This window comes from Saccharothrix hoggarensis, from assembly GCF_052936025.1.
The window spans coordinates 2,333,759-2,355,738 of the sequence record NZ_CP193624.1 but is presented as its reverse complement, the minus strand read 5'-3'; the positions used below and the strand labels follow the sequence as shown (position 1 = coordinate 2,355,738).

The window sequence follows — 21,980 nt, the reverse complement described above, 5'->3', positions numbered from 1 at the left end:
TCGCTGTGACCACAGCCATTCACCAGAGGATCGCCGACGAGCTCGGGGTGCGGGCCGGGCAGGTCAGCGCCGCCATCGACCTGCTCGACGGTGGTTCCACCGTTCCCTTCATCGCCCGGTACCGGAAGGAAGCGACCGGCGCGCTGGACGACGCCCAGCTCCGCACCCTGGAGGAACGCCTCGGCTACCTCCGCGAGCTGGAGGAACGCCGGGCGGCTGTGCTCGACTCCATCCGGTCGCAGGGCAAGCTGGACGAGGCGCTGGAGGCCTCGATCCTGGCCGCCGACTCGAAGGCCCGGCTGGAGGACCTCTACCTGCCCTACAAGCCGAAGCGGCGGACCAAGGCGCAGATCGCGCGCGAGCAGGGCCTCGAACCGCTCGCCGACGGGCTGCTGGCCGACCCGACGCAGGACCCGCAGGTGGTGGCCAAGGCGTACGTCACCGAGGACGTCCCGGACGTGGCCGCGGCGCTGCTCGGCGCGCGGGCGATCCTGGTCGAGCGGTTCGGCGAGGACGGCGACCTCATCGGCGACCTGCGGGAACGCATGTGGACGCAGGGCCGGCTGGTGTCGAAGGTCCGGGAGGGCAAGGAGGAGGACGGGGCGAAGTTCTCCGACTACTTCGACTTCTCCGAGCCGTTCGCGAAGCTGCCGTCGCACCGCATCCTGGCGCTGCTGCGCGGCGAGAAGGAAGAGGTCCTCGACCTCCAGTTCGACCCCGCCGACGAGGACGAGCCCACCGGCTACGAGGTGCGCATCGCGTCCCGCTTCGGCGTGGACGACCAGGGCCGGCCGGCCGACCGGTGGCTGCGCGACACGGTCCGCTGGGCGTGGCGCACGCGCATCCTCGTCCACCTTGGCATCGACCTGCGGTCGCGGCTGCGGGCGTTCGCCGAGGACGAGGCGGTGAAGGTGTTCGCGTCGAACCTGCGGGACCTGCTGCTGGCGGCGCCCGCGGGCACGCGCGCCACGATGGGCCTCGACCCCGGTTTCCGGACCGGCGTGAAGGTGGCCGTGGTCGACGCGACCGGCAAGGTCGTCGCCACCGACACGATCTACCCGCACGTCCCGGCGAACCGGTGGGACGAGTCGATCGCGAAGCTCGCCGTGCTGGCGAAGGAGCACGACGTCGAGCTGATCGCCATCGGCAACGGCACCGCGTCGCGCGAGACCGACAAGCTGGCCGTCGACCTGCTGAAGCGGCACCCGGACCTGAAGCTGACGAAGGTCGTCGTGTCCGAGGCGGGCGCGTCGGTGTACTCGGCGTCGGCCTTCGCGTCGGCGGAGCTGCCCGACCTGGACGTGTCGCTGCGCGGCGCGGTGTCGATCGCACGCCGGTTGCAGGACCCGCTGGCCGAGCTCGTGAAGATCGACCCGAAGTCGATCGGCGTGGGCCAGTACCAGCACGACCTGTCCGAGTCGAAGCTGTCGAAGTCGCTGGACGCGGTGGTCGAGGACTGCGTGAACGCGGTCGGCGTCGACCTGAACACGGCGTCCGTGCCGCTGCTGGCCAGGGTCTCCGGCATCACCGCCGGCCTGGCCGAGAACATCGTGCAGCACCGCGACGGGCACGGCCCGTTCCGCTCGCGCAAGGCGTTGAAGGACGTGCCGCGGCTGGGCCCGAAGGCGTTCGAGCAGTGCGCGGGCTTCCTGCGCATCCCGAACGGCGACGACCCGCTCGACGCGTCCGCCGTGCACCCCGAAGCGTACCCCGTGGTGCGCCGGATGCAGGAGCGGGCGGGCGGTGAGGCGCTGATCGGCAACACGGCGGTGCTGAAGTCGCTGCGGCCGCAGGAGTTCGTGGACGACACGTTCGGCCTGCCGACCGTCACCGACATCCTGCGCGAGCTGGAGAAGCCGGGGCGCGACCCGCGGCCCGCGTTCAAGACGGCGACGTTCGCCGAGGGCGTGGAGAAGATCGCCGACCTGAAGTCCGGCATGGTGCTGGAGGGCGTGGTGACGAACGTGGCCGCGTTCGGCGCGTTCGTGGACATCGGCGTCCACCAGGACGGCCTGGTGCACATCTCGGCGCTGTCGAACACGTACGTGAAGGACCCGCGGGACGTGGTGAAGTCCGGTGACGTGGTGCGGGTGAAGGTGCTGGAGGTCGACATCCCGCGCAAGCGGATCGGGTTGACGCTGCGGCTGGAGGACGAGCCCGGCCGCAAGCCGCCGCGGGAGCAGCAGCCGCGGGACGGTCAGCGCGGCGGGCAACGCGGCGGTCAGCGGGGCGGTCAGCGGGGCGGCGGCCAGGGTGGCGGCCAGTCCCGGCAGGCGGAGCGCCCGCCGGCGAACGGCGCGATGGCCGAGGCGCTGCGCCGGGCGGGGCTTGGCGGCGGCCGACCGGGGTAACCGGGCCGGTATGAGGGTCGTCGTCACGGGTGCCAGCGGCAACGTGGGGACGGCCCTGCGCCGGGTGCTCGCCGACGCGGGCGACGCGGTGGTGGGCATCGCGCGGCGCGTCCCGCCAGGGTCGCCCGACTGGGTGACCTGCGACATCGGCGCCCCGGCGGCCGAGGCGGTGCTGGCGAGGGCGTTCGCCGAGGCGGACGCGGTGGTGCACCTGGCGTGGGCGATCCAGCCCGCGTCGGGTGAGCCCGACATGCGCCGCACCAACATCGGCGGCAGCGAGCACGTGCTGCGGGCCGCCGAACGGGCCGGTGTGCCGCACGTCGTCGTGGCGTCGTCGGTGGCCGCGTACACGCCTTCGGCGGTCCGGACGAGGCGCGTGACCGAGGACTGGCCGTGCGGCGGCGTGCCGGGCAGCGCCTACAGCCTGCAGAAGGCCGAGCTGGAACGGATGCTCGACGGGCGCGCCGGGGTGGCGCGGGTGCGGCCGTGCGCGGTCGTGCAGCCGGACGCGGGCGCGCAACTCGACCGGTGGGTGCTGAGCCCGCTGATCCCGCCGGGCGTGGTGGGCCGCCGGTGGGTGCCGGTGCCGCTGTGGCGGGGGCTGCGGGCGCAGGTCGTGCACGCGGAGGACGTGGCCCGCGCGATCGCGCTGATCCTGAGGCGGCACGCGCTGGGCGCGTTCAACGTGGCCGCCGACCCGCCGTTGCCCGCGTCGGAGCTGGCCCGGGCGTTCGGCGGGTTCCTGGTGCCGGTGCCGCTGCCCGTGCTGCGGGGGTTGGCGTGGCCGACGTGGCGGGTCGGGTTGCAGCCGATGCACCCCGGCTGGCTGCGGCTGGCCGACCAGGCGTGCCTGATGGACTGCGCCCGCCTCCGCGCCTTGGGGTGGACGCCCGCGCACGGGCCGCGTGAGGCGTTGGAGACGTTCGTCGCCGCGATCGCGGAAGGGCGCGGCGCGTGGGGTCCGCTCGCACCGCGGGACGGCGGCCGGTGGCGCAGACTGGGCTGGGGTCGGCCGGTGCACCAGAGCCAACAGGGAGAGATGCGTTGAGCGATGTCGTGGACGCCGTGGTCATCGGCTCCGGACCCAACGGGCTGGTCGCGGCGAACCTGCTGGCCGACGCGGGCTGGGACGTGCTGGTGCTGGAGGCCGCCGACGAGCCCGGCGGCGCGGTCCGCACGGCCGAGCTGACCGAGCCGGGGTTCCGGCACGACCTGTTCAGCGCGTTCTACCCGCTGGGCGCGGCGTCGCCGGTGATCGCCGGGCTGGGGTTGGAGCGGCACGGGTTGCGGTGGCGGCGGGCGCCGGAGGTGCTGGCGCACGTGCTGCCGGACGACCGGGCCGTGGTGCTGTCGCGCGACGTGGACCGCACGGCGGCATCCGTGGAGGAGTTCGGCGCGGGCGACGGCGACGCGTGGCGGGCGGAGTTCGCGCTGTGGCAACGGGTCCGCGGGGAGTTGATCGAGGCGTTGATGCGGCCGTTCCCGCCGGTGCGGGCGGGCGCGGGGCTGCTGGGCGCGTTGGGCGCGGGCGAGGCGTTGCGGTTCGCGCGGTCGTTCGTGCAGTCGGTGCGGGCGTTCGGGGACGAGCGGTTCTCCGGCGAGGGCGCGTCGTTGTTGTTGGCGGGCAACGCGATGCACACCGACCTCGGGCCGGACCAGGCGGCCGGCGCGGCGTTCGGGTGGCTGCTGTCGATGCTCGGGCAGGACGTCGGCTACCCCGTGCCCGAGGGCGGCGCGGGCGTGTTGACCCAGGCGTTGGTGCGGCGGCTCGGCGGTGTCGTGCGGTGCTCGCGGCCGGTGACGCGGGTCGTCGTGGCCGGTGGGCGGGCGCTGGGGGTGCGTGACGGGTCCGGCGGGTTCGTGCGGGCGCGCAAGGCGGTGCTGGCGGACGTGCCCGCGCCCGCCCTCTACCTGGGGCTGGTCGGCTCGGAGTTCCTGCCGCCGTCGCTGGTGTCGGACCTGGCCCGGTTCGAGTGGGACGACGCCACGATCAAGGTGGACTGGGCGCTGGACGCGCCGATCCCGTGGACCGCGCCGGGCGCGCGTGCGGCGGGGACCGTCCACTTGGGAGGCGACTTCAACGGGTTGGCGTTCACCAGCACGGAGATCGCGTGCGGCCGGGTGCCGGGGACGCCGTTCCTGATCATGGGGCAGATGACGACGACCGACCCGACCCGGTCGCCGGCCGGCACGGAGACCGCGTGGGCGTACACGCACGTGCCGCGCGGCGAGTCGTGGTCGGCGGACCGGTTGCGGCGCCGGGTGGACGAGATCGAGGCGTTGGTGGAGCGGCACGCGCCGGGGTTCCGGGACCTGGTGCGGGCGCGGGTCGTGCACGGGCCGACGGACCTGGAGGCGCGCAACCAGAGCCTGCGCGGTGGGTCGACGAACTCGGGGACGGCCGCGATCCACCAGCAGCTGGTGTTCCGGCCCGTGCCGGGGTTGGGGCGGGCGGACACGCCGGTGGACCGGCTGTACCTGTCGAGCGCGTCCGCGCACCCCGGTGGTGGGGTGCACGGGGCGGCGGGGGCGAACGCGGCGCGGGCGGCGTTGGCGCGCAACGGCTTGGCGGGCGACGCCTACCGCCTGCTCATGCGAGGCTTGCACCGAACCCTCGCCTGACCGGGCCAGGGGCACGGGCGCGACCCGGTGGTTCGGGGTCGGCGGCCCGGCCCTGCGTTGTCCGCCCTGCGTCGTCCGCCCGGCGTTGGCTCCGCGTTGTCGACCCTGCGTTGTCGACCCCGCGTTGTCCGGCTAGGGGTTGGCCTTGCGGGCGGCGAGGTCGCCGAGGCGGCGCAGCGATTCGCGGTTGCGGGGCACCAGGAACAGTCCTTGCACGGACTCCGGCAGCAGCGAGGGCGGGCCCTTCACGGCTTCCTCCGCCATCGTGATCTCGGCGCCGTCGGCCACCGCCGCCACCTCGAACCTGATCCGCGCCACGCCCAGGGGCCACAGCCGCGCCTCCAGCTCCAGCATCCGGGGCGGGTCGACGTCGAGGACCGTGGTCACGTCCTTCACCGCCAGCGGCCACGCGCCGACGCTGTGGTGGATGCGGGTGCCGGTTCCCGGCCAGCCGGGGTCGACCTCGCGGATGTGCGCGGCGCCCACCACCCAGCCCGCGTAGGACCAGCCGTCGGCCAGCACGGCGAACACCCGCTCCACCGACGTGGGCACCGTCAAGCGCACCTCGATCATGCCCACCGGTATTCCCCGGTCGGGCCGGGGGAAACTACCTCGCCCGGGTGCCCTTCAGCTTGACCAGCTCGGACTCGAACAGGTTGGCGACGACGGCCAGCCCGCCGGGCGTCGCCGGGTCGGGCCGGGACACGTACGACTGGGTGCTGGACGGCCGACCGACGAGCGAGAACCGCAGCTTGCCGGTGAGGCTGCCGGTGTCCACCTCGTTGGTGTCCTGGAACGCGCGCAGCACGCCGTCACGGGTCAGGTCCCGCTCGGCGCACGCCTTCTCCAGGATCACGCCGAACGCCATGCCGACCGCGTACCCGTGGTCGACCGAGCCGGACGGCTTCAGGTCCGGGTACTGGCGGGTGAACGCCTCGGCGACGGCGCGCGGTCCCGGCAGGTCGGTCGCGAACGGCGCGATGGGCGACACGACCAGCACCCGCTCGACCACGGCGGACGCGGCGGGGGTCTCCAGGATCAGCGGGTCGTACGCGGCGGCGTTGACGAGGAACGGCACGTCCCAGCCGAGCCGTTCGGCGGTGGCGACGGCGGTCGCGGTCTGCTGCGGCGACGTGCTGAGGAAGACTGCCTTCGCGCCGGCCGCGCGCAGCTCGGTGACCTGGGCGACGACGTCGGCGGTCTCCGGCACGGCCCTGCCGACGAGGTTCAGGCCCCACCGCTCGGCGGTGAACGTGCTGCCTTCGAGGGCGTTGCGGCCGTAGTCGCTCTCGACGTGGAGGTGGCCGATCGTGTCGCCCGCGCCGATCACGCCGCCGCGCTTGAGGTGGTCCCAGCCGTTGATCACGTCGAGGTCGTAGGTGGTGCCGACGACGACCATGTGCGGGTTGCCGAGCAGGGTCGCCGACCAGGACGCGGGCGCGGCGATGGCGCGGGTCTGCATCAGGTCGGGCTCGATGGCCTCGGTCATGGGCGCGCCGGTGACGTCGATGAACCCGAGCACCTCGGGTTCGAGCTCGAAGTACGCCTGCAACGCGCGGTCGACGTCGTAGCCGTGGTCCATCTGCTTCAGCTCGACCTTGCGGCCGCAGATGCCGCCGCGCTCGTTGAGCTGGCCGAGGAACAGCTCGTAACCCTTGATCCGGATGCCGGACGTGGCCGAGAACGGGCCGGTCAGGTCGGTGAGCACGCCCAGCGAGATGGTGTCCGCGGTGACGCCGGGCCCCGTCTTGACGGGTGGCTCCTCGTCGGCGCCGCAGCCGGCGGCGAGCAGGGCGAGGACGACTGATCCGGCGACGAGGTTGCGCACCACGACGACTCCCAACCACTCACGTTGCCCGGCCACCACTCTGTTACCGGCCGGTAGCGAGTATTGGCACCGTTCGCCCGAATCGCCTAATCCTGTGACATACCGCACGGTCGGTGAACTCCCCGTCCCCCGATCCGCACCCGCGGTCCGCCGAACACCACGCCAACACCGGGGGTGCGGCAGGTGACGGGTTCTGGGTTCTAATACAGGGGTCGGCCGATCGCTTGGAGTGCGCATGACGCCACCGCGAACCAGTTCTCCCGTCCTGGTCGGTCGGGGCGACGAGCTGGCCGCGGTGCTGCACGCCGTCGCGTCCCAGCCGTCGGTGGTGCTGGTGGCCGGCGAGGCGGGGGTCGGGAAGAGCCGGCTGGTGCGCGAACTGCTCGGCCGGCCGGAGCTGCGGCCGCTGCGCGTGCTCACCGGGTTCTGCCAGCCGCTGCGCGAGCCGTTCCCGTACGGCGCGGTGCTCGACGCGCTGCGGAACGTGGGCGGGTACCTGGGTCGGGTGTCGCTGAGCCCGGTGACCGGGGTGTTGCGGCCGCTGGTGCCGGAGATCGCGGCGCACCTGCCGGAGCCGCCCGAGCGCCCGGACGACCCCCGGCACGAGCGGCACCACCTGTTCCGCGCGGTGCGCGAGCTGCTGGGCGCGCTCGGGCCCGTCCTGCTCGTCGTGGAGGACCTGCACTGGGCCGACGACGGCTGCCGCCACCTGCTGCGGTTCCTGATGTCCGACCCGCCGCCGAACCTGACCACCCTGGTCACCTACCGCCGCGAGGACGCGCCCGGCGGCATGCCGCTGGGCAGCGCGTACCGGCCGCCCGCCGGGGTGGCGTCGGTGCTGGTGGAGCTGGACCCGCTGGACGTGGACGAAGTGCACGACCTCACCGCCGCGATCCTCGACGTGGACGCCGTGCCCGCCGAGTTCGCGGCCCGCCTGCACGAGCGCACGGCCGGCATCCCGTTCGTGGTGGAGGAGATGCTGCGCGCGCTGCGCGACCCGGACTGGCGGCTGCTGGACGCGGTCGAGGTGCCGGCGCTGCTGCGCGACGCGATGGCCGAGCGCCTCGCCCGGCTGCCCGCCACGGGGCGGCGCATCGCGCAGGCCGCCGCCGTGCTCGGCGTGCCCGCCACCGAGGAACTCCTCGCCGAGGTCGGCGCGGTCGCGCCGGCGCGGGCGCGGTCCGCGATCACCCACGCGTTGCACAGCGGCGTGCTGCACGAGAGCGCGGGCGTGCGGTACGGGTTCCGCCACGCGCTCGCCCAGCAGGCCGTCTACGACACCCTCACCGGTCCCGAGCGACAACGCCTGCACTTACGCGCGCTCGCCGCGCTCGACCAGGTCACGCCCCGCCCGTTCATGCAGCTCGCCGAGCACAGCAGGCGCGCCGGGCTGCTCGCCGACTGGCTGCGGCACGGCGAGGCCGCCGCGGACCGCGCGCTGGAGGTCGGCGACCCGTCCACCGCGACGCACCTGTTCCAACGCCTGCTCGACGAGGCGTCGCTGACGTCCGCCGACGTGGACCGGCTCGCGGTGAAGCTCGGCCAGGTCGCCCGTGGCGGGCTCGACCAGCACGACCCGCGCGCCACGCTGGAACGGCTGCTCAACGACCACCGGTTGTCCACCGCCGCGCGCGGCGAGGTGCGGCTGAACCTGGGTTTCCTGCTGATCCGCCAGTTCCACGGCCCGCAGCACGGCCGTGACGTCATCGAGCACGCCATCGCGGAGCTGGCCGAACGGCCGGACCTGGCGATGCGCGCGCGGGCCGTGCTGGGCCAGCCGTTCGTCGGCGCCACGCCGCTGGCCGACCACCTGCGGTGGATGCGCGAGGTGGACGAGTTCATCGCCGGGTGCGACGACGACGAGGTCCGGTTCGCGTTGCTGGCCAACCAGCTCGGCTCCCGGATGTGCATCGGCGACCACACCGTCATGTCCGAGCTGGACCGCCTGCCGGACACCGCGTCGGACGTGGGCATCCGGCGGAACCTGGCGCGGGCGCACTGCAACCTCGCCGACGCGTTCGCCCTGGTCGGGCACTTCGACCTGGCCCGGGACTTCCTCGACCGGGGGCTGCGGCTCACCGTCGGCGCGGGCGTGCCGTTCACCGAGGGCACCGGGCAGTCCACCCGCATCCACCTCGACTGGTACACCGGCGAATGGGGATCGCTGGCCGACCGCGCCACGCGGCTGCTGGAGGAGTACCGGGAGATGCTGCCGGTCGCCGGCGAGATCAACCTGGTGCTGGGCTGCCTGGCCGTGGCGCGCGGCGACTGGGGCGCCGCCGAACGGCACCTGGCCGACAGCGGCGTGCGGTCCGTGGAGAACTCGATCACGCCGGTGGCGCTGGGCGGGTTCGCCGCGCTGACCCGGCTGTGGTCCGAGCGCGGCGAGCCGGAGCGGGCGTGCGCGGAGGCCGACCGGGGACTGGACCTGGCGCGCCGCAAGGGCGTGTGGGCGTGGCTGGGCGAGCTGGCGCCGGCCGCGGTGGACGCGTTCTGCGCCGCCGGCCGCACCGAGGACGCGGCGAAGCTCGTGGAGGAGTTCGACGCGGGGCTGGCCGACCGGGACGCGCCGCTCGCTCACGTGGCGCTGAAGGTGTGCCGGGCTCTGGTGGCCGTGCAGCGGGAGGACGACGACGCGGTGTTCCTGCTGCACGACGCGCGCCGGGCGGCCGACGACCTCGGCCTGCGGTACTACTCGGCGGTGCTGTCGGAGCGGATCGCGCTGGTGGAGCTGGAGCACGGGGACGAGACCGCCGTGGCGGCGCTCGGCGAGGTGGCCGCCCGGTTCGACGCGCTCGGCGCGAGCCGGGACGCGGCGCGGTGCCGGCACCTGGTGCGCGGCGCGGGCGTGGCGACGCCGTCGCGGCGCGGTCGGCGCGGCTACGGCAACGCGTTGTCACCGCGGGAGCAGGACGTGGCCCGGCTGCTGGCCCAGGGACGGACCAACCGGGAGATCGCCGACGTGCTGTTCCTGTCGCCGCGGACGGTCGAGCAGCACGTGGCGCGGGTGCTGCGCAAGCTCGGCGTGGCGTCGCGGGCCGATCTGCTGGCCTGACGCCGTGGCCTGACTCCGCGGGCCATGCCACCGGCGTGACACCGCGGGCCTGACCGTGGCCTTGACGGCGTGGACCGATCCGCCGACGGTGACGCCGTCGGCCGGTCCGGTGACCACGAGCGAGTCGATCTGGTGACCTGACGCGCGGCCGGTGTGCGGCCTGACGTCGGGTCTGACGCCGTCCGCGAGGATCGAGGGTGTGTGTCCGACGATCCCCGCGGCACCGCGCCTGTCCGGTACCTGCACGAGAGGTTCAGCCCCAGCGGTACCAGCGCCCCTGGTGGGTGTGCCCCGATCGGCACGTGCCCACTAGAGGTACGAGCGCTGGCCCCACGGCATCGCCGCGGCGAGCTGCGCCCGCCGGCCGATGTCGAGCTTGCGGTAGATGCGGGTGATGTGGAGTTCGACCGCCCGCGTGGACACCGAGAAGTGCTCGGCTATCTGACGGTTCGTCATGCCCTCCAACATCATCAGCGCGATCCGGTGCTCGTGTGGCGTCAAGGGCTCGCGCGAGCGCGCTTCCGCGCTCTGGCCGTCGCGCGGCCGGACGATGCCCGGCACCCGCTCGCCCTCCGGCACACCCAGCAGCACGTGCCACTGGCGTATCCGCACCTCTGCGATCGACTGCGATCGCACGTACGGGTCACCGCGCACCAGGTCCCGGGCAGCGGCGTCGTCGGGCACCTGCACGATCAGCAGCACTCCGGAACCGTCGGCCCAGGGGCCGGTTCCGACGAGCACACCCTGCTCGGCGAGCGGACGCCAATATTCCCGGTGTGCGAGATGAATGGATCTCCGCACCTGGCGCGCATCACGAAATGTCAACTCAACGGCGAAAGCCACTGGACTGATCCCCATTTCATTCCGCGGCCGACTTTCGTCCCATACTCAACTGCGGCGATTATTCAGTGTCAAGTGAGACACCTCACACCCGTGATACGGGAACCCGATGGCCTCTATAGCCGCTTTTCGAACCAGTGGTCCGCATAGCGGTCGTCGTTGAACGGGGACACCTCACGGTAGCCGTGGCGGGCGTACAGCGCTCGGGCTTCGACCAGGTCAGCACGGGTGTCGAGGCGAACGGACGCAGCACCAAATGAGACAGCCGCACGTTCCGCCGCGGCGAGCAACGCCGCTCCCCCGCCGGTGCCGCGGGCCTCCGGGTCGACGAACATCCGCTTCAGCTCGGCCGTTTCCGCCCCGACCATACGGAAACCGACACACCCTCGCACCACACCGTCCCGTCGCCCCACGAAGAACGCGGCCAGGTCGTCCGTCGGGTCGTCGGAGATCGCTTGATCGATCTCCTCGGGCGTGGCCGGCCGACCGTAGTAGCGGGCGATGATGTCGGCGAGGTAGGTGCGGATGACGGCCACCGCGGTCGGGCTGTCAACCGGTTCCGGCTGAACGGTCCAGGAAGTCACCGGAAGATTTTCACCTCCACTGGGCCATTCGGACACCTGGTTTTCGGCATTCCGGACGCGTGTAAAGTCACAGCCCGTGGCAGCGCAACAGGTCCGCCTCGAGCGGGACGCGGTCGGGCTGGCCGTGCTCACCGTGGACGCTCCCCCGCTGAACCTCTACACCGCCGGGTTGCACGACCTCCTGGAAGCGGCCGTCGAGGACCTGGGGGAACGACCCGCGCGGGCGTTGCTGGTCCGGTTCGAGGGCAAGGTCGTCAGCGGCGGCGTCGACGTCGGGCTGTTCGACGCGCAGGAGACGTCGGCGCGGGCCAAGGTCCTGTTCGACCGGATGCTGGAGCTGCCCGACCGGGTGGCGGCGCTGCCGTTCCCGACCGTCTTCGCGGCCCACGGCCTGTGCTTGACCTGGGCGTTCGAGCTGGCGCTCGCGTGCGACATCGTGCTGGCCGCCGAACGGGCCCGGTTCGGGCTGGTGGAGAAGGTCGTGGGGCTGACCCCGACCATGGGCGGCACGCAGCGGCTGGCCGCGCGGGCGGGCGTGGGCCGCGCCAAGGAGTTCGTGATGACCGGCGACCGCTACGACGCGGCCACGCTGGAACGGTGGGGCGTGGTCAACCGGGTGCTGCCGGACGAGGGCTTCGACGACGCCGCGCTGGAGTTCACCCACGCGCTGGCGACCGGGCCGACGCTGGCGCACGCGGCCACCAAGCGGGTGCTGGCGCACTTCGAGAGCGGCGGCGTGGCCGAGGCGAACGCGCACGTCACCGCGATCGCGGCCGAGCTGTTCGACACCGAGGACCTGCGGGGCGCGGTGCGGTCGTTCCTGGCCGACGGGCCGGGCAAGGCGACGTTCCGCGGTCGCTGACCGGAGGTCCCCGCCGGGCGTGGGCCGACGCGCACGCGGTCGGTGCGCCCCACCAGGTCCGGCGCAGGTCGGACTTCGGTGGCGTGACGAGGGTCCTCTCCGCGGCCGGAACCCCGTGGATCAGCGCGGGTCGTAGGCGGCCGATCCGTACCAGGCCAGCGCCGAGCGCAGCTCGACCACGTCCCGGTCGCGGCGCTTGCGGTAGCGCTCGTGCGAGATCGGGTACACGCGCAGGCCGCCCTTGTGCTGGGTGAAGCTGCCGCGTCCCAGCGTCTCGGGCGCCTTGGCGGCGCCGACGAGCCACACGACCAACCACGGGCGGGCGTGGTGGGCCTCCACTTTGACGCGGGCGATCGCGTACCAGGGCAGGCGGCGGGTCTTGCCGCCGTTGGACAGGGTGATGCCGTCCGGGCCGACGTCGAGGGTGAGCGGGGAACGGGCCACGCCGATCAGCAACCGGATCGTCGCCACCGCGAACACCACGAACGCGACGAACGCCGCCAACCGGACCGCGCCGGGCGCGCTGGAGTTCGGGTCGGCGATGGCGGCCGTGACGAGCGCCGCCAGGAAGTGCGCGCCGGCCCAGCTCGCGCCCACCACCCGCGACGTCCGGAACCGGACGCCGGTGGCGCGGACCTCGTCGCGCTCGGGGACCGCCGCGGGCGCGGGCTTGGCCGCGACGAGCGTCGGCGGCTTCGGGGCGGGCGCGACGAGCGTCGGCGGCTTGGGCGGCGGGTCGTCCACCATGACCCGCGTCGGCGGCTTGGCGGGCAGCTTGCTCAGCTCGGTGTGCCGCTGCTCGACCACGGTGTGGATGCGCGCGGGCAGCCAGGACGGTTCCGCTGACGGCGGCCCGATCAGCTCCAGCAGGCGGGCGGGCGTCGGCCGGTGCGCCGGTTCGCGGACCAGGCACGGCACGATCAGCGGCACCAGCGCCGGCGGCACCCGCGACAGGTCCGGCTCCTGGTGCACCACGCGGTAGACCAGCGCGGACGTGGCGCCCTCGCCGAACGGCCCGCCGCCGGTCGCGGCGTAGACCAGCACCGACCCGAGCGCGAACACGTCGCTCTGGGTGCTGATCGCCTGGCCGACGACCTGCTCCGGCGACAGGTAGCCGGGCGTGCCGAACACGATGCCCGCCTCGGTGAGCGCCGAGTGCTCCAGCGCGCGGGCGATGCCGAAGTCGATGACGCGCGGCCCGTCGTTGGCCAGCAGCACGTTCGACGGCTTGAGGTCGCGGTGCACCAGGCCCGCGCCGTGGATCGCGACCAGCGCCTCGGCGAGGCCCGCGGCGAGCCGGCGCACGGCCCGTTCCGGCAGGGGCCCGTGGTCCTGGACGGCCTGCTGGAGGCTCAGGCCGGGGATGTACTCGGTGGCCATCCACGGCCGGTCGGCGTCCGGGTCGGCGTCGACGACCGTGGCGGTCCAGAAGCCGCCCACGGCCCGCGCCATCTCGACCTCGCGGCGGAACCGCTCGCGGAACTCCGGGTTGTCGGCGAGCTCGGACCGCGCCACCTTCACCGCGATCGGCCGCCCGCCGCGCGACCGGGCCAGGTAGACCGAGCCCATCGCGCCGCGGCCGAGCGCGGCGAGCAGCGTGTAGTCGCCGATCCGCGACGGGGCGTTCGGGGGCAGTGGCTGCACGACACCCACCCTAGATGCGCCGGCCACCCGACTCGTGCCGGACGGCGAGGTTCGCGGCGCACACCACAGCGGCGCAACCTCGGCGGGACGGGCGTCAGCGCGTGGTCAGGGCCAGGAGGTCGGCGGCCCGGGCGTGCCAGGAGTGGTTTTGGACGGAGGCGCGGAGGACTGCGGGCGGGCGCAGCGGACCGCGGGCCAGGGTCTCGCGGACGGCCTCGACGAACGCGGTGTGCGTGGTGGCGACGCGAACCCGGTCGGTGTAGGCGGCGAGTTCGGCGAAGTCGGTGCTGACGACCGGGAGGCCCAGCGCGAGGTACTCCTTCAGCTTGATCGGGTTGGACCGCTTGATCCAGTCGTTGTCCTGCCACGGCATGATCGCAACGTCGAACGCCGACCCGTACGCCGGGATGCGGCTGTACGGCTGGAACCCGAGCCAGTGGACGTTCGGGTACTTGTCGAACCGCTCCATCGGGTGCGTGGCGTCGCCGATCAGCACCAGGGACGCGTCCGGCAGCTCGGCGGCGACCCGTTCCAGCAGGTCGAAGTCGACCACGAAGTCGTCCAGCGCGCCGAAGAACCCGATCCGGGGGCCGGGGATCGACCGCACGTCGTCCGGCCGCTCGGCCTCCGGGCGGGCGGTGAAGTGGTCGACGTCGACGCCGTGGTCGAGGAAGTGGGCGCGGGAGCCGGTCCGGGGCAGCTCCTCGTCCATCAGCGAGTGGCTCACGTAGACGACGTGGTCGGCGTGGGCGAGGAGCCGGTGCTCCAGCGCCTCGATGGCGGCGCGGTCGGCCTCGGGGAAGTCCGAGTGCCGGTCGGAGCGGTTGAACACCAGGCGGTGGCGGCGCATCGGGGCCACGACGTCCCACGCGGTGGGGATGGTCACCATGATCACCGGCACGCGCAGGCCGAGCGCACGGGCCACCAGCCGGACCTGGCAGCGCACCAGCACGGCGTTGACCTTGCGCAGCAGCGGCGAGCCGTAGAACGGCAGCGGCAGCGGCGACATCACGTAGAAGTCCGGCATGGGTCGGCGCACGAACTTCGCGACGCTGCGCAGCTTGCGCAGGATGCGGCGGGCGACGTGGGTGCTGTTGCCCCGGGTGGGCATGCGCATGCCGATGCTGTTGACGACGAGCACCCTGCGGTGCGCCGTCATGGACCGCATCAGCTGGAAGTCCGAGTGCGCCCGGTTGTGGTACCACCAGTCCTGCGCCGAGAAGCACACCCAGCCGGGCTCCGGGACGGCGCCGGGACGGGCCGGCCACCGGCGCCAGCGCACCAGGTCCGCCACCGCCCTGCGGTGCTTCACGCCGCGCGGCGCGCGCAGCAGCTCGTTGAGCAGCACCGCGCACCACATGGCGAACGCCGCCGGCCGGCCGTCGCGCTCGCGGACCATCCGCACCCGGTTCGTGGTGGCCATCGACCACAGCACCGGTGACGTCGACTGCTCGCCGCCCAGGTGCACGGCGTGCGCCCGCGGCTCGTAGCGTACGACGTACCCGCGCTTCCCGGCGCGGAGCAGGTACTCGGTCTCCTCGGAGTACAGGAAGTACCGCTCCTCCAGCACGCCCGTGGCCTCGCGCGCCTCGCGGGAGATGAGCCACGCGGCGCCGGTCGCCCAGTCGGACGTCCCGGCCGTCTCGTACCGGAGGGGGTCCACGACCAGCTCGCCGAGCGCGTCGACGCGACCGGCGCGCGTGCCGCCGAGGAGGGCTTCGCCCAAGGCGCGCAACGGGTTCGGCGAGCGGCGCAGCGACAGCTGTTGCGAGCCGTCGGGGCCGGTCAGGCGCGGCACGGCGATGCCGGTGCCGGGCAACGCCAAGGCGGCGCGCAGCAACGTGATCGTGTCCGGTGCGAGCCGGATGTCCGGGTTGAGCACCAGGACGTCGCAGTCCGGCGCGGCGGCGAACCCCGCGTTCACGCCCGCCGCGAACCCGTCGTTGGCGGTCCGCGCCACGATCCGCGCGTGCGGCGCGACGCGGGCGACGACGCCCAGCGTGTCGTCGGCAGAGGCGTTGTCCACCACCACGATTTGACTGTCCGGGATGGACTCCAGCGCGGCGGCGACGGACTTCAGGCAGTCCTCGACGACATCGGCGCTGTGGTAGGTCACGACGACCACGGCAAGCGGCACTTCTACTCCCCGGTCCGGGTGCCGACGCCGTCGGCGGCGGTCGTGCTGCCGGCGCTGCCGGTTGCGGCGGGATTGCCGTCGGCCGCGGTCGGATTGCCGACACCGTCGGCGGTGGCGGTGGCGGTGGCAGTGGCGGTGGCGGTGGCGGCCCCGCGGAACCGGGCGCGCAGCGCGCCCCCGAGCAGGCGGAACGCGAACGGCAGGTCGTCGCGCAGGTAGCGCTTCGCCAGCCGGCGCGGTTCGAGCGCGAGGCGGTGCAGCCACTCCCCGCCGACCTTCTGCACGACGCCGGGCGCGCGGCGGAACTCGCCGGCCGCCATCGGGATGCCCGCGCCGCAACCCAGGAACCACGTGCGCGGCAGCTCGGCGCGCAGCAGGCGGATCAGGCGTTCCTGCTTGGGGAACCCGAGGCCGACCAGCACCAGGTCCGGCTCCGCCTCCCGCACCTTGGCCACGGCCTCGGCGGTGGCCTCGGCCGACGCGTCGAACCCGAACGGCGGCGAGTCCGTGCCCGCGACCGCCAACCCCGGGTACCGGGCGCGCAGCGCCTCGGCGGCCTTCTCCGGGACGCCCGGCGCGCCGCCGAGCAGGTACACCGAGCGGCCGTCGCGGGCGGCGGCCTCGGCGAGCGTGAAGACGAGCGACGAGCCGGTGACGCGCTCCGGCACCGGCACGCCCGCGAGCCGTCCGGCCCACACCACCGGCATGCCGTCGGCGACGACCACTTCGGACTCGGCGATCAGCGCGGCCAGGTCGGGGCGGCGGGTCGCGGCGCGCACGATGTCCACGTTGGCCGTGACGATCGCGCCGCCCTCGGACCGGCCCCACGCCGCGCGGACGTGGTCGGCGACCCCGGACTCCCGCACGGCCCACACGTCGACGGCGCCCACGCGGACGCGGGCTTGGGAGATGTCCGGCATACCCGCGTCATCGGGTTCGGGAGGGCGCCCGTTACGGCGGACCCCGGCGGCGGTAACGGTCACCACCCGTGACCGATAACGGGGGCATGTACATCGCGTCCGCCCGGACCGGCGACCGCGTCAAGGGCAAGGTCCCCGGCACGGTCGTCGCACTCGGCGCGGTGAGCCTGCTGACCGACGTGTCGGCCGAGATGGTCACCGCGTTCATGCCGGTCTACCTGCTGTTCACGCTCAACATGAGCTACGCGCAGTTCGGGGTGCTCGACGGGCTGTACACGGGCGCGACGGCGGTGCTGCGGCTCGTCGGCGGGCACGTCTCCGACCGCACGCACCGGCACAAGGCGGTGGCCGCGGTCGGTTACGGACTGTCCGCGGTGACGAAGCTCGTGTTCCCGTTGGTGGGCGCGTCGGCCTTCGGGATCGGCGCGACGCTGGCCGCGGACCGCGCGGGCAAGGGGCTGCGGACCGCGCCGCGCGACGCGCTGATCTCCCTGGCGACCCCGCCGGACCGGCTGGGCGCGGCGTTCGGGCTGCACCGGGCCATGGACACGGTGGGCGCGCTGCTCGGCCCGCTGGTGACGTTCCTGCTGCTGTACGTGGTCGGGACGGTCGCCGGGCCGGTGTTCGTGGTGAGCGCGTGCTTCGCCGCGGTGGGCTTGATCGTGCTGGTGGCGTTCGTGCGGGAGAACCCGCGGCCCGCGCCGGCGCGCCCGTCGTTCCTGTCGGGTCTGGCGCTGCTGCGACAGGCCGGGTACCGGCGGGTGGCGGTGGCGTCGGCCGTGCTGGGGTTGGCGACGCTGTCGGACGCGTTCGTGTTCATCCTGGTGCAGAAGGCGACCGACGCGCCGCTGCACCTGCTGCCGCTGCTGCCGTTGGGCACGGCGTTGGTGTTCCTGGCCGCGGCGGCGCCCGCGGGGCGGTTGGCGGACCGGGTCGGCCGGTGGCCGGTGTTCCTCGGCGGGCACGTGCTGCTGCTCGGCGTCTACGTGCTGCTGCTCGCGGCCGGCACGGGGTACGTCGGCGTCGGCGTGGCCCTGGTGCTGCACGGCCTGTTCTACGCGGCGACGGACGGCGTGCTGTCCGCCCGGGTGAGCGGTCTGGTGCCGGAGGCGCTGCGGGCGTCCGGGCTGGCGGTGGTGCAGACGGGGCAGGCGCTGGCGCGGCTCGTGTCGTCCGTGGCGTTCGGGTTCCTGTTGCAGTTCGCGAGCTTCGGCACGGCCGTGTGGGCGGCCGTCGGTTCGCTGGTGGTGGCGGTGCTCGTGGCGTGGTGGTTGACCACCCGCACGTCGCCTATTGAAATTCGATAGGATTCGAGTGATACTCGGTCGACAGAACCGAAGGTTCCACGTCTGATCGGAGACCCGTGAAGTTCCTGCTCCCGCTCCTCGGCATCGCGGTCGGCGTCGCCGCCGTCGTGTACGGGGAAGCCGACGACTCGCCCGGTCTCCAGGGCCTGGGCGCCCTGCTCGTCATCGGCTCGATCGTGGTCATCGTGCGGGCCGTGCGCGCCACCCGCCGAGCCCGATAACGCCCCGTGAAGAGCGGCCCGTGCGCCCGAGGGCGCACGGGCCGCGGTCCGGCGGTCGACGTCAGAGGAGGCCGATCGGGCCGTGCGCGGCGGACGGGCCGTGGGCGGTGTCGCCCGCGTGGCTCGCCGTGTAGCCCATGAGGAGCGTGGCGACGCCCACCAGCAGCGGGACGTTCGCGTCGCACTGCGCCTTGCCCGCGGAGTTCGTGGTGGCCGTGCAGAGCGGGTGCCCCTTGACGGTGCGGAACGTGACCCGCTTGCCCGCCACCGGGCGTCCGGTGTGGGACTCGGTCAGCGTCGCGTCCAGCCCGCGCACGGTGAAGCCCAGCAGGCGGAGCTGGAGCTGCGCCGGTCCGGCCGCCAGCCGGGTGGGCGCGGCCGGGACGGCGTTGACCGCGATGCCGACCGGGTTCACGCCCACCGGCACCGTCGCGGACACGGCCAGCGTGGCGGTGTCCACGACGGACACCGTGCCGGAGCCGAAGTTCGTCACGTACGCCCGGGCGCCGTCCGGGGTCAGGGCCACGCCGATCGGCCGAGTCCCCACGGGCACCCGCGCCACGTGCGCCAGCGCCGCGAGGTCCACCACCGACAGGCTGTGGCCCTCGCTGTTGGTGACGTACGCGCGGACGCCGTCCGGGGCGATCGCGACGCCGTGCGGGATGAAGCTCACCGGGACCGTGCCGATCACCGCGTTCGACCGGGTGTCGACCACGGCCACGTTGTTCGAGAACTTGTTGACCACCACCAGCTTGGCGCCGTCCGGCGTCACCGCGACGGCGGTCGGCGTGTCACCGGTCGGGATGTCGGCGACCTCCGTGTTCGTGGTGGTGTCCACAACGGACACCGTGCCCGGACCGACCACGTCGTGCGCCACGTACAGGCGGCGGCCGTCCGGGGTGATCGCGACGCCGTCCGCGTTCGCGCCGACCGGGATCGTCTCCGTCACGGTCAACGTGGCCGCGTCGACCACGGACACCGTGCCCGCCCGGTAGTTCGACACGTACACGTGACCACCGGACGGCGAGACGACGACACCGGCCGGCCCGTCGCCCACCGGCACCGACGCGTCCACGGTGTTGGTCGGCGTGTCGATCACCGTGAGCGTGTCGTCGCGGACGTTCGTCACGTACCCGCGCGCGCCGTCGAACGCCACCCCGACGCCGTAAGGGGAATCGCCGCCCGAGTCGGCCAGCGTGCCGGTGACGGTGTTCGTGGCCGTGTCGAGCACCGACACCCCGCCGCCGTTGTTGGCCACGTACCCGAGCACCCGGCCCGGCTCCGCCGCCGAGGCCGACGGCACGAGCAGCAGCCCCGCCCCCAACGCGACCGTGGCGCACAGGGCGCGCACCTTGCGGATCTGTCCGAACGACACGTCGGCCTCCGTCTGCTGGAGTTGCGGTAATGGGCCCATCGACGACCCGCGCCCGGCCGTTAGCACGCCACGGGACGCGGACCGGTCAGAATCGGTACACGTGCACCCCGTACGGGCCGAAGTCGTCCACGATCTTCCCGTCCACGATCGGCACGGTGCGGTCCTCGTCCACGACCGCGGCCGTGCCCGACCCCACCGGCACGGTCAGCGTCACCGTCGCGGCGAGGCTGCGCGGGTGCTGCCGGGTGCCGTCGGTCTGCGCCAGGACCCAGCGCTCGCCGCCGACTTCCTTGTGCAGCACGGACACCGGGATGCCGTTGTCGGCGGACGCCGTCACGCCCGGCAGGTGCGGCGCGTTGAGCACCGGCGCCAGCGACTTCAGCCGCGCGTTCACGGCGGTGACCCGCGCGGTGATCTCCGGCCTGGTCAGGACGCTGGAGTACTCGCCGCGCCCCTCGGTGTAGAAGCTGTGGGCGAAGTAGTTGATGCCGGTCGCGCCGTGCAGCACCGTGTTCCAGACCGCCGACTCCAGCTGGTCCGGGTCGATGATCTCGCCGTGCGTGTGCGGGTGCCCGGTCTCCACGAACCCGTACAGCGGCTTGTCCGGCCCGCACCACTTGCGCATGGTGTCGATCACCTGGCCGTAGCTGTACGCGCCGACCGTGTCACCCCGGTCCGGGTGCGTCCACCCGTAGTAGTCGGCGGAGGCGATGTCGGCGGCCGAGCAGTACGTGCGCATGTCCTCTTCGTACGACTCCTCGATGTAGCCGTACCCGACCTCGCCGGTCGGGGTGCCCATCCACGGGCTGAAGTTGACGTACGTCGGCCGCGTCGGGTCCTTGGCGCGCACGGCGTCCGCGGCCCGCACGATCGCCGAGGGCTGCATGTCGGGGTGGAACACGTCGCCGTAGACCTTGTTCATGTCCGGCTCGTCGGCCACCAGGTAGCCGACGTAGTTGCGGGCGTGCGCGGTGTCGGCCAGGACCGCGTCGACGCGCGTGGCGTCCACGTAGACCCGCCAGTCCGTCTGGTGGAGGCCCTCCTGGCGGAGGTACCACCACTCGTCCTCCCACAGCCCGATGCCGGTGTCGATGCCGATCTCCGGGTACGCCAGGCCGAGTTTCCTGCCGTTCTCGACGCCGGACGGGTCCTGCATCCACACGGTGATCGGGAACACCGACGGGTCGCCGGTCGGGTTGGGGCCGTTGGCCCACTTCTTGTAGTAGTCGACGGACGGGATGACCACGGACACGGGCTTCGGCGGTGGCGGCGGCTCCGCCTCCGAGGCCGTGCAGGCGGTCGCGGCGGTCACGGCGAGCAGCACGACGACCGACAGCGCGCGGAAGCGGTTCACCTCACGCGCCCGCGCGCCGCGAGCACCTGCTTGGCCTTCTCGAACCCGCCGGGTCCGAGCAGCCGCAGCGCCGCCGTCTTGGCCACGTGCCTGGCCGCGTCCCGCGCCACCCGCAGGGGACGTCCCACCAACCGGTCCCGCGCCAGCACGCGGCCCGCGGGCGTCGGCACGTCGTCCAGCGCGTCGCCGAACAGCGGCCGGTACGGCGCGGGCGCGACGAGCCTGCCGCGGGTCCGGTTGCTGACGTTCCCGCCGTGCACGACCTGCAGCCAGCCTGGCGCGCCGCCCAGCGACACCACCTCGGCGTGCCGGTGCAGCCGGTTGTGCCAGTCGGCCCAGCACGTCACCGGGTCGTCCCAGCTCTCCCGCATGGACGCGAACGCGTTGTCCCGGTCGTGGTGGGCGTACACCCCGCCCGGGCTCTTGACCAGCCCGTTCGCCAGGTACAGCGCGGTGCGGCGGCCGGTGGAGGGCGCGGCCTGCAGGCGGGCCACGAAGTTCGCGGCGAGCCCGTCGTCGTTGTCGAGGTTCGTGGTGATCAGCTCGTCGCCCTTGACCGGGAAGAGCTTGCCGATGTCCTCGACCAGGTCGTCGTGACCCACCTGCGTGCGGAACACCGGGGTGTACGCGTCGCCGTGCGCCGCGACGCGGTCCTTGAGCCACTGCGGGCTCTCCGGGTCGAAGTAGACGAGCCACCGGAAGTTCGAGGACGTCTGCGCCGCCACCGAGGGCAGGCAGTACCGCTCGAACAGCCCGACACGCTCGGTCAGCCACCCGTCACGCGCCCGCACGACGCTCTCCGCGCCGACGGACGGCAGGTTGAAGCGCGTCAGCACGACGTGGTCCATGGAACCCCTTCCCGTTGTCCCGTACATCGGGA

17 protein-coding genes are annotated in these 21,980 nt (G+C 73.5%); 7 read left to right on the top strand and 10 right to left on the bottom strand.

Going from position 1 to position 21,980, the window contains the following annotated elements; translation table 11 throughout:
• The first annotated feature begins 5 nt into the window (after positions 1 to 5).
• The 3 genes from ACRAKH_RS11360 to ACRAKH_RS11350 are packed head-to-tail and all read left to right on the top strand — an operon-like array spanning position 6 to position 4,973.
• A complete protein-coding gene (locus tag ACRAKH_RS11360) occupies positions 6 to 2,351 on the top strand; it encodes a Tex family protein (RefSeq protein WP_447009797.1) in 2,346 nt (781 codons plus the stop codon).
• Positions 2,352 to 2,361: 10 nt separating this feature from the next.
• Complete coding sequence (locus ACRAKH_RS11355) at positions 2,362 to 3,399, top strand: NAD-dependent epimerase/dehydratase family protein (RefSeq protein ID WP_380724482.1); 1,038 nt, start codon at positions 2,362 to 2,364, stop codon at positions 3,397 to 3,399.
• Positions 3,396 to 4,973 carry a phytoene desaturase family protein gene (locus ACRAKH_RS11350; protein ID WP_380724481.1) on the top strand — a complete coding sequence of 526 codons (1,578 nt, stop codon included), beginning with the start codon at positions 3,396 to 3,398 and terminating at the stop codon, positions 4,971 to 4,973. Before ACRAKH_RS11355 ends, ACRAKH_RS11350 begins: the two co-directional genes overlap by 4 nt.
• Positions 4,974 to 5,105: 132 nt before the next feature.
• On the opposite strand, the gene ACRAKH_RS11345 is transcribed toward ACRAKH_RS11350, so the two are convergent.
• Together ACRAKH_RS11345 and ACRAKH_RS11340 are read right to left on the bottom strand one after the other, a co-directional pair.
• Entirely contained in the window at positions 5,106 to 5,546 is a 441-nt protein-coding gene (locus ACRAKH_RS11345) for an SRPBCC family protein (RefSeq protein WP_380724480.1), read from the bottom strand.
• A 34-nt stretch (positions 5,547 to 5,580) separates the two neighbouring features.
• Positions 5,581 to 6,816, bottom strand: a complete 1,236-nt coding sequence (locus ACRAKH_RS11340) for an ABC transporter substrate-binding protein (RefSeq protein WP_380724479.1) — start codon at positions 6,814 to 6,816, stop codon at positions 5,581 to 5,583.
• A gap of 220 nt (positions 6,817 to 7,036) precedes the next feature.
• Here ACRAKH_RS11340 and ACRAKH_RS11335 point away from each other — a divergent pair, with 220 nt between their 5' ends.
• On the top strand, positions 7,037 to 9,856 hold the full coding sequence (locus ACRAKH_RS11335; RefSeq protein ID WP_380724478.1) for an ATP-binding protein: 2,820 nt from the start codon (positions 7,037 to 7,039) through the stop codon (positions 9,854 to 9,856).
• 309 nt (positions 9,857 to 10,165) lie between these two features.
• On the opposite strand, the gene ACRAKH_RS11330 is transcribed toward ACRAKH_RS11335, so the two are convergent.
• Together ACRAKH_RS11330 and ACRAKH_RS11325 are read right to left on the bottom strand one after the other, a co-directional pair.
• Complete coding sequence (locus ACRAKH_RS11330; RefSeq protein ID WP_236594835.1) at positions 10,166 to 10,699, bottom strand: LuxR C-terminal-related transcriptional regulator; 534 nt, start codon at positions 10,697 to 10,699, stop codon at positions 10,166 to 10,168.
• Between the two features lie 113 nt (positions 10,700 to 10,812).
• Positions 10,813 to 11,280 carry a GNAT family N-acetyltransferase gene (locus tag ACRAKH_RS11325; protein ID WP_380724477.1) on the bottom strand — a complete coding sequence of 156 codons (468 nt, stop codon included), beginning with the start codon at positions 11,278 to 11,280 and terminating at the stop codon, positions 10,813 to 10,815.
• A gap of 76 nt (positions 11,281 to 11,356) precedes the next feature.
• Between ACRAKH_RS11325 and ACRAKH_RS11320 the strand changes: the two genes are divergently transcribed.
• A complete protein-coding gene (locus tag ACRAKH_RS11320) occupies positions 11,357 to 12,142 on the top strand; it encodes an enoyl-CoA hydratase/isomerase family protein (protein ID WP_380724476.1) in 786 nt (261 codons plus the stop codon).
• Between the two features lie 120 nt (positions 12,143 to 12,262).
• Here ACRAKH_RS11320 and ACRAKH_RS11315 read toward each other — a convergent pair whose 3' ends face one another.
• The 3 genes from ACRAKH_RS11315 to ACRAKH_RS11305 all read right to left on the bottom strand — a co-directional run bounded on the left by ACRAKH_RS11315 (position 12,263) and on the right by ACRAKH_RS11305 (position 16,843).
• Positions 12,263 to 13,786 carry a serine/threonine-protein kinase gene (locus tag ACRAKH_RS11315; RefSeq protein ID WP_447009796.1) on the bottom strand — a complete coding sequence of 508 codons (1,524 nt, stop codon included), beginning with the start codon at positions 13,784 to 13,786 and terminating at the stop codon, positions 12,263 to 12,265.
• Positions 13,787 to 13,880: 94 nt separating this feature from the next.
• Positions 13,881 to 15,923, bottom strand: coding sequence for a glycosyltransferase (locus ACRAKH_RS11310; protein ID WP_380724474.1), 2,043 nt, complete (start codon positions 15,921 to 15,923; stop codon positions 13,881 to 13,883).
• A 2-nt stretch (positions 15,924 to 15,925) separates the two neighbouring features.
• On the bottom strand, positions 15,926 to 16,843 hold the full coding sequence (locus tag ACRAKH_RS11305; RefSeq protein WP_447009795.1) for a WecB/TagA/CpsF family glycosyltransferase: 918 nt from the start codon (positions 16,841 to 16,843) through the stop codon (positions 15,926 to 15,928).
• Positions 16,844 to 16,929: 86 nt separating this feature from the next.
• On the opposite strand from ACRAKH_RS11305, the gene ACRAKH_RS11300 reads away from it, so the two are divergent.
• Positions 16,930 to 18,150, top strand: a complete 1,221-nt coding sequence (locus ACRAKH_RS11300) for an MFS transporter (RefSeq protein ID WP_380724483.1) — start codon at positions 16,930 to 16,932, stop codon at positions 18,148 to 18,150.
• Positions 18,151 to 18,206: 56 nt separating this feature from the next.
• Positions 18,207 to 18,371: a hypothetical protein gene (locus ACRAKH_RS11295; RefSeq protein WP_380724472.1), complete on the top strand. Its 165-nt coding sequence runs from the start codon at positions 18,207 to 18,209 to the stop codon at positions 18,369 to 18,371.
• Between the two features lie 61 nt (positions 18,372 to 18,432).
• Here the strand turns inward: ACRAKH_RS11295 and ACRAKH_RS11290 are convergent, their stop codons facing one another.
• The 3 genes from ACRAKH_RS11290 to ACRAKH_RS11280 all read right to left on the bottom strand — a co-directional run bounded on the left by ACRAKH_RS11290 (position 18,433) and on the right by ACRAKH_RS11280 (position 21,948).
• Positions 18,433 to 19,746: a cytochrome D1 domain-containing protein gene (locus ACRAKH_RS11290; protein ID WP_380724471.1), complete on the bottom strand. Its 1,314-nt coding sequence runs from the start codon at positions 19,744 to 19,746 to the stop codon at positions 18,433 to 18,435.
• Positions 19,747 to 19,831: 85 nt separating this feature from the next.
• On the bottom strand, positions 19,832 to 21,100 hold the full coding sequence (locus ACRAKH_RS11285; RefSeq protein WP_380724470.1) for a hypothetical protein: 1,269 nt from the start codon (positions 21,098 to 21,100) through the stop codon (positions 19,832 to 19,834).
• Positions 21,097 to 21,948 (bottom strand): glycosyltransferase, encoded by an 852-nt coding sequence (locus tag ACRAKH_RS11280; RefSeq protein WP_380724469.1) that lies wholly within the window; start codon positions 21,946 to 21,948, stop codon positions 21,097 to 21,099. The genes ACRAKH_RS11285 and ACRAKH_RS11280 overlap by 4 nt, the downstream gene beginning before the upstream one ends.
• Between the last annotated feature and the right edge of the window lie 32 nt (positions 21,949 to 21,980).